A 13,899-nucleotide genomic window follows, 5' to 3' on the forward strand; every position below is an offset into this window, starting at 1 on the left:
CATGGCGCGCGACGTCGAGGGCGCACAATGAGCCTGATCGCCGACCTCACCGCCAGCGTCAACGCCGTACGGCCCGGCCGTACCCGCATGCGCAACTTCGACATGCCGCTCGTGATCGCGGCTTCGACGTTGTTGCTGCTCGGCCTGCTGATGGTGTATTCGGCGTCGATCGCGCTGGCCGACGGCCCGCGCTATGCGTCCTATGGCCGCTACTACTTCGTGATCCGCCACGGCCTGTTCGTGAGCGCGGGGCTGGTTGGCGCCGCCGTGGTGCTGTCGATCCCCATCCGCGTCTGGCAGCGCCTGGCCGTGCCGCTTTTCGTGGTGACGATGGTGTTGCTGGTGGCCGTGCTGATCCCGGGCATCGGCCGCGAGGTCAACGGCGCGCACCGCTGGATTCCGCTGGGTCCGCTGAACTTCCAGCCGTCCGAACTGATGAAACTTGCAGCCTTGCTGTACGCGGCGGATTACACCGTGCGCAAGCAGGAGCACATGCAGGCCTTTGCCCGCGGCTTTTTGCCGATGGCGTTTGCGCTGGCCGGCGTGGGCATGCTGCTGCTGCTCGAGCCCGACCTGGGCGCCTTCATGGTGATCGTGGCCATTGCCATCGGCATCCTCTTCCTGGGCGGCATCAACGGCAAGTATTTCAGCAGCCTGCTCGCCGTGCTGGTGGGCACGTTCCTGATGCTGATCTGGCTGTCGCCCTGGCGCCGCGCGCGTCTGTTTGCGTACCTGGATCCCTGGAACGAAGACAACGCATACGGCAGCGCCTATCAGTTGTCGCATTCGCTGATTGCGCTGGGCCGAGGTGAATGGCTTGGCGTGGGCCTGGGCGCCAGCGTCGAAAAACTGCACTACCTGCCCGAAGCGCACACCGACTTCCTGATGGCCGTGGTAGGCGAGGAGCTGGGATTTGCTGGCGTGATGCTGGTGATCACGCTGTTTGCCATCATCGTCTACCGCGGTTTCGACATCGGCCGGCAGGCCATCGCCATGGAGCGCACGTTTGCCGGGCTGGTTGCGCACGGCGTGGCCATGTGGTTTGGCGTGCAATCGTTCATCAACATGGGCGTGTGCCTGGGCCTGCTGCCCACCAAGGGTCTGACGCTGCCGCTGATGAGCTACGGTGGCTCGGGCGTGGTGATGAATCTGTGCGCGCTGGCCATGCTGATCCGGGTCGACGTGGAAAATCGAATCATGATGCGCGGAGGACGGGTATGACCGCCGCGCGCACCATCCTCATCATGGCCGGCGGCACCGGCGGCCACATCATGCCCGGTCTGGCCGTGGCCGACGTGCTGCGCGAACGCGGCTGGCGCGTGCTGTGGCTGGGCAATCCCGAAAAGATGGAAGGCCGTCTCGTGCCGCCGCGCGGCATCGAACTGGTGCCGCTGCGTTTCCAGGGCGTGCGCGGCAAGGGCGCGTCCGCGCTGCTCAAGCTGCCGTTCCTTTTGCTGCGCGCATTTGCGCAGGCGTGGTCGCGGCTGTCCGACGTGCGTCCCGACGTGGTGCTGGGCATGGGCGGCTACGTGGCGTTCCCGGGCGGCGTGATCGCTGCGCTGCGCGGCACGCCCCTGGTCGTGCACGAACAGAATGCCGTCGCGGGCACCGCGAACAAATGCCTGGCCAAGATGTCGCGCCGCGTGCTGAGCGGTTTTCCCGGTGTGCTGCCCAAGGGTGAAGCCATGGGCAACCCGGTGCGTGCCGACCTGTGCGCCTTGCCCGATCCCGCCGAACGTTATGCCGGCCGCACCGGCCCGCTGCGCGTGCTGGTGGTGGGCGGCAGCCTGGGAGCGCAAGCCTTGAACACCACCGTGCCGCAGGCGCTTGCGCGTCTGCCGCTCGAGCGCCGGCCGACGATCGTCCACCAGGCCGGCGAACAGCATTTGCCGGCGCTTCAGCAGGCCTACGCCCAAGCGGGTGTTCAGGCTGACTGCCGCGCCTTCATCGACGACATGGCGGGCGCCATGGCCGACGCCGACCTGCTGATCTGCCGCGCGGGCGCCATGACGGTGTCCGAAGTGGCGGCTGCCGGCGTTGCGGCGCTGTTCGTGCCGTTCCCCCACGCGATCGATGACCACCAGACCGCCAACGCGCGCTTCCTGAGCGACGCGCAGGCCGCGTGGCTGCAGCCGCAGACCGCCATGACGCCCGAGTGGCTGGCGGACTGGCTGAGCCAGCGCACCCGACAAGAACTCGAGGCTGTCGCCGTCCGGGCCCGCGCGCATGCGCGTCCCGACGCGGCCGCCCATATCGCCGACGTCTGTGAACAAGCAGCGGGGCGTTCATCATGAAACACAGAATTCAACATATCCATTTTGTAGGCATCGGCGGTTCGGGCATGAGCGGCATCGCCGAAGTGCTGCTGAACCTGGGCTACGACATCAGCGGATCCGACCTGAACGAGTCGGCGGTGACGCGCCGCCTGGCCGGCCTGGGCGTGAAGATAGCGATCGGCCATGCCGCCAGCAACGTCACGGGCGCCAGCGCCATCGTCACGTCCACCGCGGTAGCGGGCGACAACCCCGAAGTGATCGCGGCGCGCGCCGCGCGCATCCCGGTGGTGCCGCGCGCCATCATGCTGGCCGAACTGATGCGCCTGAAGCGCGGCATCGCCGTGGCGGGCACGCACGGCAAGACGACCACGACCAGCCTGGTCGCCAGCGTGCTGGCGGCGGGCGACCTGGATCCCACGTTCGTGATCGGCGGCCGGCTGAATTCGGCGGGCGCCAACGCGCGGCTGGGGCAGGGCGACTACATCGTGGTCGAGGCCGACGAATCGGACGCCTCGTTCCTGAACCTGTTGCCGGTGATGGCCATCGTGACCAATATCGATGCCGATCACATGGACACGTACGGCCACGACGTGGCGCGCCTGAAGAGCGCCTTCATCGAATTCACGCAGCGCCTGCCGTTCTACGGCAGCGCCGTGCTGTGCTCCGACGACGCCAACGTGCGCGAGATCATGCCGTTCGTGTCGCGTCCCATCACGACCTACGGCCTGAACGAGGACGCCCAGGTGCGCGCCTATGAAGTGCAGGCTGACGGCACGCGCATGCGCTTTAACGTGCAACGCACCCATCGCGACACGCTGCTGCCGCCGCTGAATGTGGAACTGAACCTGCCCGGCCTGCACAACGTGCGCAATGCGCTGGCCGCGATCGCCGTGGCGACCGAACTGGGCGTATCCGACGCGGCCATCTGCGAGGCGCTGGGTTCGTTCAAGGGCGTGGGACGCCGCTTCACGCAGACGGGTGAATTCGCGGTGCCCGCCAACCACGGGGGCGGCACCTTCACGGTGATCGACGACTATGGTCACCATCCCGTCGAGATGTCCGCGACGCTGGCCGCTGCGCGCGGCGCCTGGCCCGACCGCCGCATCGTGCTGGCCTTCCAGCCGCACCGCTACACGCGGACGCGCGATTGCTTCGAGGATTTCGTGCGGGTGCTGGGCACGGCCGACGCGGTGCTGCTGACCGAGGTCTACGCCGCGGGCGAGCCGCCGCTGGTCGCGGCCGACGGACGCGCCTTGTCGCGTGCGTTGCGCGTGGCGGGCAAGGTCGAGCCGGTGTTCGTTGAAGATGTGGTCGATCTGCCGCAGGCGGTCGTGGATTTCGTGCGCGATGGCGACGTCGTCATCGTGATGGGAGCGGGTTCGATCAGCAAGGTCCCCGCCCAGGTGGGAGAGCTGGCATGAGCAAGCAATTCGGCAAGGTAGGTGTGTTGTACGGCGGCCGGTCCGCCGAGCGCGAAGTCTCGCTCATGTCGGGCAAGGGCGTGCAGGAAGCCCTGCGCAGCGCCGGCGTGGACGCGCACCTGTTCGACACCGGCGAGCGCAGCCTTGCCGAGCTGGCGGCCGAAGCCTTTGACCGCGTGTTCATCGCATTGCACGGCCGCTACGGCGAAGACGGCACGCTTCAGGGCGCGCTGGAACTGCTGGGCATCCCCTATACCGGCAGCGGACCGATGGCATCGGCGCTGGCCATGGACAAGACCATGACCAAGCGCATCTGGTTGCAGCATGGCCTGCCCACGCCCGACTTTGAAGTGCTCGACGCCGATACCGATCTGCGCCTGGTTCCGGACCGCCTGCAGTTGCCGCTGATCATCAAGCCGCCGCACGAGGGATCGACCGTGGGCATCACCAAGGTCGTCGGTTACTCGGACATGAAAGAAGCCTACGCCGCGGCCGCGCGCTACGACAGCGAGGTCCTGGCCGAGCAATTCATCGCCGGACGCGAACTGACCGTGGCGATCGTCGGGTCCGGCAAGGCCGCGCGCGCGCTACCGGTGATCGAGATCGCCGCGCCCGGCGGCAACTACGACTACGAACACAAGTACTTCTCCGACGACACGCAGTACTTCTGCCCGGCCGCCTTGCCCGCGGACGTGGCTGAAGAAGTCGCGCGGATTGCCGTAAAGGCCTATCAGGCGCTGGGCTGCGAAGGCTGGGGCCGCGCGGATTTCATCCTCGACGGCGACAACCGCCCCTGGCTGCTTGAAATGAATACTTCGCCCGGCATGACCGGCCACTCCCTGGTGCCCATGGCCGCGAAGGCCGTGGGGATCAGCTATGCAGAATTGTGCGTGGCCATCCTGTCCGAGGCTTCGTGCAAGGTGCACGGCCACGCCCGCAACGCTTGACCTGGATATTCCGTGTGGAACGACGCTCGTACTACCAACCTGATCGCCAACACGCTAGCCGTGCTGGCGGTTGCCGCCATGCTCATCGCGGGCGTGGTGTGGGTGGCGCAGCGTCCGTACTTCACGTTGACGGCGATCGAGCTGGAATCGATGCCGGACACCGATCTGCACTATGTGTCGACGGGCGCGGTGCGTTCGGCGATCGCCGGGCGCGTGAAGGGCAATTTCTTCACGGTGGACCTGGACGACGCGCGCGAGATCTTCGAATCGGTGCCGTGGGTCCGGCACGCCACCGTGCGGCGGATCTGGCCCAACGTGCTGCGTGTGCGCATCGAAGAGCAGCAGCCGCTGGCGCTGTGGAACGAAAACCAGATGATCAACACCTGGGGCGAGGCGTTCACGGCCAACACGGGCGAGGTGGACGACGACACGGTGCTGCCGCAGTTCTCCGGGCCGGATGGCACGGAAGCGCTTGTGGTGCAGCGCTACGCCGAGCTGGCGCGCTGGTTCGCGCCGCTGGACATGCATGTGGAACAGTTGGAACTGAGCCCGCGCTATGCCTGGCGTGTGGTGTTGTCCAACGGCATGCTGCTGGACCTGGGCCGCGATCCGGGCGCCGACGCGCCGGACCCGCACGGCCTGCCCGGCGCCTTGCCGTTCGCGGCTCGTATTCAACGCTTTGTGCAGGCGTGGCCCACCGTGGCGGGGCGCCTGGAAGGGCGCACCGTCACGCAGGCCGACCTGCGCTATCCGAATGGTTTCGCCCTGGCGCTGGCCCCGTTGCCCGCGTCGGAAACCAAATCCAAATCCACACCGAAACCTCCCAAGAAACGCTAACGCCATGACCCGTGACATCAAGGACCTTATCGTCGCCCTCGATATCGGCACCAGCAAGGTGGTGGCTGTGGTGGCTGAAATCCTGCCTGAAGGCCGCTTCGAGGTGCTAGGCCTGGGCCAGCACGAATCGCGCGGCATGCGTAAGGGCGTGGTCGTCAATATCGAGACCACTGTGAATTCCATTCAGCGGGCGCTTGAAGAAGCCGAGCTGATGGCAGATTGCAAGATTCGAGACGTCTACACCGGCATCGCCGGCAGCCATATCCGCAGCTTCAATTCCAGCGGCATGGTCGCCGTCAAGGACAAGGAAGTCACCGCCACCGACGTCGCCCGCGTCATCGAGACCGCCAAGGCGGTGAACATCCCGACGGACCAGCAGGTGCTGCACGTGCTGACGCAGGAGTTCATCGTCGACGGCCAGGAAGACATCCGCGAGCCCATCGGCATGAGCGGCTTGCGCCTGGAAGTGCGCGTGCACATCGTGACCGGCGCGGTCAGCGCCGCGCAGAACATCGTCAAGTGCGTGCGCCGCTGCGGCCTCGAGGTGCAGGATCTGATCCTGCAACCGCTCGCTTCCAGCCTGGCCGTCCTGACGGCGGACGAAAAGGAATTGGGCGTCGTCCTCGTCGATATCGGCGGCGGCACGACCGACGTCGCCATCTTCACCGGCGGTGCGATCCGCCATACCGCCGTGCTGCCGATCGCCGGCGATCAGATCACCAACGACATTGCGGCGATGCTGCGCACGCCCACGCCCGATGCCGAAGAAATCAAGCTGCGCTATGGCGTGGCCAAGCAGGTGCTGGCCAGCCCGGACGAGTCCGTGGAAGTGCCGGGCCTGGGCGATCGCGGCCCGCGCCAGGTCAAGCGCCAGGCGCTGGGCGCGGTGATCGAGCCGCGCGTCGAAGAGCTGTTCACCCTGGTGCAGCAGGTGGTGCGCGATTCCGGCTACGAGGACCTGCTGGCTTCCGGCGTGGTCCTGACCGGCGGATCCGCGCAGCTGCCCGGCATGATCGAACTGGCCGAGGACGTGTTCCTCAAGCCGGTTCGCGTGGCGGTGCCCGAGTACGAAGGCAGCCTTGCCGACGTGATGCGCAATCCGCGCTTCTCGACGGTGATGGGGCTGCTGCAGGAAGCGCGCATGCAGCGTGTGCGTGGCCGCAAGGTGGCCGCGCAGACGGGCAATTTCAAGAGTCTGCTTGCGCGCATGAAGGAGTGGTTCATGAATTAAAGGGTGCAGGTTGGGGCCTGCTCCTTGGTGCGAACCGCGGCTGTCTAGCGGGGAGCGCCAGAAAGAGGAGGCGTCTCAAACCCGTGGCGGGCCTATGTAGCCGGCGTCGGCTTTGAGGCGATTCACAAAAGATAGGTTGTCGGGGAATTTTTGTGATTTGCAAATTCGGACTTGTGAGGGAGTCATCATGATGAACTTTGAGATGCTTGAGAACAACACCAAAGGGACCGTAATCAAGGTCGTTGGTGTGGGCGGTGCGGGCGGCAATGCCGTCGCGCACATGATTCGCAGCGGTGTGCACGGGGTGGATTTCATCTGCGCCAACACCGATGCGCAAGCGCTGGCGGCAACCAATGCGCCGGTGCAGATTCGTCTGGGCCGTACCGGCCTGGGCGCGGGCGCCAAGCCCGAGCAGGGACGCGCGTCGGCGGAAACCGCGCGTGAGGAAATCCGTGCCGCGCTGAACGGCGCGCACATGGTCTTCATCACCGCGGGCATGGGCGGCGGCACCGGTACCGGTGCAGGTCCGGTCGTGGCCGAGGTGGCGAAGGAACTGGGCATCCTGACCGTTGGCGTGGTCACGAAGCCTTTCTCCTTTGAAGGCAACAAGCGCCTGAAGATGGCCGAGGACGGTATCGCGGAACTGGCCAAGCACGTGCATTCGCTCATCGTGGTGCTCAACGAGAACCTCTATGAACTGATGGACGAGGACGCGACGCAGGAAGACTGCTTCCGTTCGGCCGACGACATCCTGCACAACGCGTGCGCGGGTATCGCCGAAATCATCAACGTCGAAGGCAACGTCAACGTCGACTTCGAAGACGTGAAGACGATCATGGGCGAGCAGGGTCAGGCCATGATGGGCACTGCGTCGGCATCGGGCGCGGACCGCGCACGTGTGGCCGCCGAGCACGCCATTGCTTGCCCGCTGCTGGAAGGCGTGGATCTGAACGGCGCGCGTGGCGTGCTGGTCAACATCACCGCCAGCCGCTCGCTGAAGATGCGCGAAACGCGCGAAATCATGGAAACGATCCGCAGCTACGCTTCGGACGACGCGACCGTGATCTTCGGCACCGCCTACGACGAGTCCATGGGCGAAAACCTGCGCGTGACGGTGGTTGCAACCGGCCTGGGCCGTGCGCAAGCCCGTCCGCAACTGGTGCAGAACACCGCTGAAGTGCTGCGCACCGGCACCGACAACATGCCCATGGGCACGATGCCGGCCGGTCAAGGTGGTGACTACCGCAATCTGGACATGCCGTCGGTCATGCGCAATCCGCGCAGCCAGGCGTCGGCCCAGGTGCGCGCGTTGGAAAGCTCGGGAATGGATCATTTCGACATCCCGGCCTTCCTGCGCAAGCAGGCGGACTGAACCTAGAGCCGGTCAACGGCTCTAACTGCACTCCCTCATCTCCGGTTCGCCCGTCCCCACAGGCGAACCGGAGGCAGAGCGGTCCGTGTTTCCCTTGCACGATAAATAAGGGACGGAGGTATACATCGGTCTGAGCGCCCAGTTTGGATGGCGGCACGGATCGGACAGCGTTACAATACTTCGGTTACGCCGGCAATACGTACTTATCTTGCCGGCTTCCGGGTTCAAAATTCCAAGTCTCATGTTCCGACAGCGCAGCATTCAGAATCTCGTCCGCACGACAGGCGTCGGCGTCCACTCAGGACGGCGGGTGGAGCTCACCCTGCGTCCGGCACAGCCCAACACCGGCATCGTCTTTCACCGTGTGGATCTGCCGCAGGTCGTCGACCTGCCCGCGCAAGCCACGGGCGTGGGCGATACCCGCATGGCTTCCGTGCTGCAGCAGGGCAATGTCCGCGTGTCGACGGTGGAACATCTCATGTCGGCGCTGGCCGGCCTGGGCATCGACAACCTGCACGTCGACCTCACTGCCGAAGAAGTCCCCATCATGGACGGCAGCGCGGCGACGTTTGTGTATTTGCTGCGCTCGGCGGGCATCGTCGAGCAGAACGCGCCCAAGCAATTCATCCGCGTCCTGAAGCCGGTAGAAGTGCGCGAAGGTGAAGGCCGCAACGAGAAGTGGGCGCGCCTCGAACCCCATGAGGGATACGCGCTGGCCTTCTCGATCGACTTCCGCCATCCGGCCATCGACTCGACGGCGAACTTTGCGGAAATCGACTTCGCCACGCACTCGTACGTGCGTGAGATCGCGCGGGCGCGCACCTTTGGTTTCGTGAATGAAGTCGAGGCGTTGCGGTCGATGGGCCTGGCCCGCGGCGGCAGCCTGGACAACGCCATCGTCATGGACGAGTACCGCGTGTTGAACAGCGACGGGCTGCGTTACGACGATGAATTCGTCAAGCACAAGATCCTGGACGCCATCGGCGACCTGTATCTGCTTGGCAAGCCGCTGGTGGCGCGCTATGTGGCGTGCAAGTCGGGCCACGGCCTGAATAACCAGCTGGCCCGCGCGCTGCTCGAGCAGCGCGACGCCTGGGAAATCGTCACGTACGAATCGCAGGCAGAAGCGCCGCAGGCGTTTCGCCACGAATGGAAGCTGGCCTGACGCCAGCTTGCCCTTGAACCCGCGCCCGGGGCCTGACCCCGACTCCGCGCGGGTTTCTGTTTGGATTCCTGCTTAAGGACGGCACTGGCCGTCATCCCCTGGCGCGATAGTCGCAAACCGGTAGCAGACCATGTGGCCATTGGTCTGAAAAGTTGGTTTCGTGACGTTTCCAGCCCTGCGAGTTGCCGGACAAAGCCGGTCGGCTCAGCTACTCTTGTGGTGCTTCAAGAGCTTGGCGACGGCGTCGGCCAAAGGACCCGGCCGCAGATTGCCGTGTAGCGTTTCGAACGCGCCCAGGGCCTTGTCGCCCAGGGGTTGCGCCTCTTTGGGAGGGCGCGGCTGACGGGAGCCAGGCTTGGGCAAACCCGCTTGTACCTTGATGGCAATTTCGTTAAGGTTCCAGCCTTGATCGGCCAGCGACCGCGCAATGCGCGGCGCCAATTGACGCATCTTGGCCGCGTGCGCGGCCGTGGGCACCACCAGGTGCAGGCACAGGTTTTCCAGCTTGGCGACCTGGCACACGGCACCCAGCGGAGCGGGCAACACCGCCGCCACCGCATACTGAATTTGCAGATGCTTGCGGGCAGTCGCCAACACGCCGGCGCCCCGCATGTCATGACCCAGCCATCCCAGGGCGGTATTTTCTACGCGCCGGCTGGAACTGGAACGTTGACGGTATGAAGCGGGTCTATTCATGCCGGCTTTAGAAGAATTAGGAAGCAAACCTTGAAGATCGTGATTATGCACGCCCGCGAAGGGCAGGACGGGCATTTCACCCTGGGCGGCGCGCGACTGGCGTTGTTTCTGGGGGGCGCCTTGATTACCGCGGCCATTTTTGGCGCCGCGCTTCAACGATACATCACTCCCATCCTTCCCGCCGTGCACACGATGGGTTGGCCGTTGTCCGAACAGCCCGGACGCGACGCCGATTTCCTGCGTGAAAACATGAACTTGCTGGCTTCGAAGGTGGGGGCGCTGCAGGCCAAGCTGGTCAGCATCGACGGCTTGGGCCAGCGCGTGGCCAAGGTGGCGGGTGTGGCCTACACCGACCCGGAACTGGCCCAGCAGCTTGCGTCGGCCCCGCCCGAAGCGCCGGCCCACCCGGAGGCCACGCAGGTCATGGACGACCTGTTCACCGACCATCCGCCGCCCACCGCGGCGTCGGCCGAGGCGCTGGGCCGGCAGCTTGACGAGATCCAGGCGCGGCTCTCGCAGCAAACCGACAACCTGAAGCTGCTGGACGCCGCGCTCACCAAGCGCTCGGCGGATCAGGCGCGCATGCCGACCGCCATGCCCATCACCGATTACCCTTATCTGACGTCCTCGTATGGCTGGCGCCGCAACCCGGTGACGGGCCGGTCGGCCATGCACGAAGGGCTGGACTTCGCGGCGCCTTCGGGCACGCCGATCCTGGCCGCCTCGGGGGGCGTGGTCCTTGAGGCCAAATGGGCGCCCGGCTTTGGCAACATGGTCGAGATCGATCACGGCGACGGCCTGATCACCCGCTACGCGCATGCGTCTTCGCTGCTGGTCAAGCAGGGCGATCTGGTCGAACGCGGCCAGCAGGTCGCGCGTGTGGGAAGCTCCGGCCGCTCCACCGGTCCGCATCTGCATTTCGAGGTCCGCCTTGCCGGACAGCCGCTGGATCCGCGCCTGTTCCTCGGTCCCCAGCAACAGCCCGCGCCGCCCGCCGTCGCGCAAGCCGCCGCGCCGTGAACCCGCGGCGGGTTGGCCGGTCAAACCGGCCAACAGTGATACCCTGGTCATAGGTCCAGGCTATTACGCTTCAGGTGCGTTAAACTGGATCGTTTCCCGGCGGACTCCCGCTCAACCAATAACATCAAGTCACGGGTGATGCCACGCACGCTTTGGCGGTGCGGCATGGCTTGTGCGGCCGACAATACGCATGGTTTCTCTGCTCAAAAAACTCATAGGTAGCCGCAACGATCGGCTGCTTAAGCAGTATCGCAAGCTGGTAACCCAGATCAATGGGCTCGAACCCAAGATCGCCGCGCTCTCCGACGCGGAACTGGCGGCCAAGACCGACGAATTCCGTTCCCGCCACGCCCAGGGCACGTCCCTGGACGATCTGCTTCCCGAAGCTTTCGCCGTGGTGCGCGAATCGGGCAAGCGGGTCTTCGGCATGCGGCACTTCGACGTGCAGATGCTGGGCGGTATCGCCCTGCACAACGGCAAGATTGCCGAAATGCGCACGGGCGAAGGCAAGACGCTCATGGCGACGCTGCCCGTCTACCTGAACGCGATCGCCGGCAAGGGCGTGCACGTGGTCACGGTGAACGACTACCTGGCCCGCCGCGACGCCGAATGGATGGGCCGGTTGTACCGCTTCCTGGGCATGTCCACGGGCGTGGTTGTGCCGCAGCAGCCGAACGAAGAAAAGAAGGCTGCCTACGCCGCCGACATCACGTACGGCACCAATAACGAATTTGGCTTCGACTACCTGCGCGACAACATGGAATTCCGTGTTGAGGACCGCCGCCAGCGCGCGCTGTTCTACGCGATCGTCGACGAAGTGGACTCGATCCTGATCGACGAGGCCCGCACGCCGCTGATCATCTCGGGTCAGGCCGAAGACCACACCGAACTCTACGTCCGCATGAACGCGGTGCCGCCGCTGCTCAAGCGCATGGCGCACGAGCCCAAGCCGCAGGAGCCGGAACCCGAAGGCGATTACTGGGTCGACGAAAAGAGCCAGCAGGTCTACCTGTCGGAAGCCGGCCACGAACACGCCGAAGGCATTCTTGCCCGCCTGGGCATCCTGCCCGAAGGCGAATCGCTGTACGACCCGCGTCACATCGCGCTGATGCACCACCTGATGGTGGCGTTGCGCGCCAACACCCTGTTCTTCCGCGACCAGCAGTACGTCGTGCAGGACGGCGAAGTGGTGATCGTGGACGAATTCACCGGCCGCCTGATGGTGGGCCGCCGCTGGTCCGATGGCCTGCACCAGGCCGTCGAGGCCAAGGAAGGCGTGAAGATCCAGCACGAGAACCAGACGCTGGCGTCGATCACGTTCCAGAACTACTTCCGCATGTACGAAAAGCTGTCCGGCATGACCGGCACGGCCGACACGGAAGCGTACGAATTCCAGGAAATCTACGGGCTTGAAACGGTCATCATCCCGACCAACAAGCCCATGGTCCGCAAGGACCAGAACGACCAGGTCTTCAAGACCGACGGCGAAAAGTACAACGCCATCCTCGAAGACATCCGTGACTGCCACGAGCGCGGTCAGCCCGTGCTGGTTGGCACGACCAGCATCGAGAACTCCGAGCTGCTGTCCGGCCTTCTGAAGAAAGCCAAGCTGCCGCACGAGGTCCTGAACGCCAAGCAACACGCCCGCGAAGCCGAGATCGTGGCCGAAGCCGGCAAGCCGGGCCACATCACCATCGCCACCAACATGGCCGGCCGCGGCACCGACATCGTGCTGGGCGGCAGCGTCGACAAGCAGGTCGACCTGATCCGCGCCGACGAATCGCTGTCCGAAGCCGAGAAGACCGCGCGCATTGAAAAGATCCGCGCGGAATGGAAGCCGCTGAACGAGCAGGTCAAGGCGGCAGGCGGCCTGCGCATCATCGGCACCGAGCGCCATGAATCGCGCCGTATCGACAACCAGTTGCGCGGCCGCGCCGGCCGCCAGGGCGATCCGGGCTCGTCCCGTTTCTACCTGTCGCTGGAAGATTCGCTGATGCGCATCTTCGCGGGCGACCGCGTGCGCGCCATCATGGAACGCCTGAAGTTGCCCGAGGGCGAGCCCATCGAGGCCGGCATGGTCACGCGTTCGATCGAGACCGCGCAGCGCAAGGTGGAAGGCCGCAACTTCGACATCCGCAAGCAATTGCTGGAATACGACGACGTCGCCAACGACCAGCGCAAGGTGCTGTACTCGCAGCGCAACGACGTGCTGGAAGCCGCCAGCGTCGGCGCCACCGTGCACAACCTGCGCGACGCCGCGGTGACCGACCTGTTCAACACGTACGTGCCGCCGGAATCGGTGGAAGAACAGTGGGACATCCCCGCGCTGCAAAATGCGCTGGAAGCCGACTGGCACCTGCATCTGCCGCTGACGGAGATGCTGGAAAAGGAACCCAACCTGAACGACGAGGAACTGCGCGAACGCGTGGTGGCCGCGGCTCGCGATGCGTACCAGGCCAAGGTCGACCAGGTGGGCGAAGAATCGTGGTCGCAGTTCGAGCGTTCGATCATGCTGCAGGCGATCGACACGCACTGGCGCGAGCACCTGTCCGCGCTGGACTACCTGCGCCAGGGCATTCACCTGCGCGGCTATGCGCAGAAGAATCCCAAGCAGGAATACAAGCGCGAAGCCTTCGAACTGTTCTCGGGCATGCTGGACCGCGTGCGCGACGATGTGGTCAAGGTGCTGATGACGGTGCGCGTGCAGTCGTCCGAGCAGGTCGAGCAGGCCGAAGCCGAGGCGGCGCAACCGCACGTGCAGAACGTGCAGTACCATCACTCGGACTACGACGAGGCGCTGGCGTCCGACGCGCAGGAATCGGGCGCGCAGCCCGCGCGCAACGCCATGCCCAAGGTCGGCCGCAACGATCCGTGCCCGTGCGGCAGCGGCAAGAAGTACAAGCAGTGCCACGGTAAGCTGGTCTGATAAAAGGG

11 protein-coding genes are annotated in these 13,899 nt (G+C 65.3%); 10 read left to right on the forward strand and 1 reads right to left on the reverse strand.

Features of this window, described 5'->3' with window-relative positions; genetic code table 11:
• Positions 1–27 precede the first annotated feature (27 nt).
• The 8 genes from ftsW (at position 28) to lpxC (ending at position 9,249) form a co-directional block, all read left to right on the forward strand.
• A complete protein-coding gene (gene ftsW / locus V6V88_RS03465; RefSeq protein ID WP_056320760.1) occupies positions 28–1,221 on the forward strand; it encodes a putative lipid II flippase FtsW in 1,194 nt (397 codons plus the stop codon).
• Positions 1,218–2,294, forward strand: coding sequence for an undecaprenyldiphospho-muramoylpentapeptide beta-N-acetylglucosaminyltransferase (gene murG / locus V6V88_RS03470; RefSeq protein WP_062841643.1), 1,077 nt, complete (start codon positions 1,218–1,220; stop codon positions 2,292–2,294). Before ftsW ends, murG begins: the two co-directional genes overlap by 4 nt.
• Complete coding sequence (gene murC / locus V6V88_RS03475) at positions 2,291–3,697, forward strand: UDP-N-acetylmuramate--L-alanine ligase (RefSeq protein ID WP_338617838.1); 1,407 nt, start codon at positions 2,291–2,293, stop codon at positions 3,695–3,697. The genes murG and murC overlap by 4 nt, the downstream gene beginning before the upstream one ends.
• The gene (locus V6V88_RS03480; RefSeq protein ID WP_338617839.1) at positions 3,694–4,644 is read left to right on the forward strand and encodes a D-alanine--D-alanine ligase; all 951 of its coding nucleotides are present in this window, start codon (positions 3,694–3,696) and stop codon (positions 4,642–4,644) included. Before murC ends, V6V88_RS03480 begins: the two co-directional genes overlap by 4 nt.
• Positions 4,645–4,656: 12 nt before the next feature.
• Positions 4,657–5,481, forward strand: a complete 825-nt coding sequence (locus V6V88_RS03485; protein WP_056320771.1) for a cell division protein FtsQ/DivIB — start codon at positions 4,657–4,659, stop codon at positions 5,479–5,481.
• A gap of 4 nt (positions 5,482–5,485) precedes the next feature.
• On the forward strand, positions 5,486–6,712 hold the full coding sequence (gene ftsA / locus V6V88_RS03490; protein WP_006217473.1) for a cell division protein FtsA: 1,227 nt from the start codon (positions 5,486–5,488) through the stop codon (positions 6,710–6,712).
• Between the two features lie 187 nt (positions 6,713–6,899).
• Positions 6,900–8,084: a cell division protein FtsZ gene (ftsZ, locus tag V6V88_RS03495; protein WP_062841646.1), complete on the forward strand. Its 1,185-nt coding sequence runs from the start codon at positions 6,900–6,902 to the stop codon at positions 8,082–8,084.
• Positions 8,085–8,325: 241 nt separating this feature from the next.
• Positions 8,326–9,249 carry a UDP-3-O-acyl-N-acetylglucosamine deacetylase gene (gene lpxC, locus V6V88_RS03500; protein ID WP_056320776.1) on the forward strand — a complete coding sequence of 308 codons (924 nt, stop codon included), beginning with the start codon at positions 8,326–8,328 and terminating at the stop codon, positions 9,247–9,249.
• A gap of 204 nt (positions 9,250–9,453) precedes the next feature.
• Here the strand turns inward: lpxC and V6V88_RS03505 are convergent, their stop codons facing one another.
• Complete coding sequence (locus tag V6V88_RS03505; RefSeq protein ID WP_081101088.1) at positions 9,454–9,861, reverse strand: DciA family protein; 408 nt, start codon at positions 9,859–9,861, stop codon at positions 9,454–9,456.
• A gap of 129 nt (positions 9,862–9,990) precedes the next feature.
• Here V6V88_RS03505 and V6V88_RS03510 point away from each other — a divergent pair, with 129 nt between their 5' ends.
• Together V6V88_RS03510 and secA are read left to right on the forward strand one after the other, a co-directional pair.
• The gene (locus tag V6V88_RS03510; protein ID WP_062841683.1) at positions 9,991–10,965 is read left to right on the forward strand and encodes a M23 family metallopeptidase; all 975 of its coding nucleotides are present in this window, start codon (positions 9,991–9,993) and stop codon (positions 10,963–10,965) included.
• 190 nt (positions 10,966–11,155) lie between these two features.
• Positions 11,156–13,891: a preprotein translocase subunit SecA gene (secA, locus tag V6V88_RS03515; protein ID WP_271264187.1), complete on the forward strand. Its 2,736-nt coding sequence runs from the start codon at positions 11,156–11,158 to the stop codon at positions 13,889–13,891.
• Positions 13,892–13,899 lie beyond the last annotated feature (8 nt).

It is taken from the genome of Achromobacter sp. E1 (assembly GCF_037039475.1).
GTDB lineage: Bacteria > Pseudomonadota > Gammaproteobacteria > Burkholderiales > Burkholderiaceae_B > Achromobacter > Achromobacter mucicolens.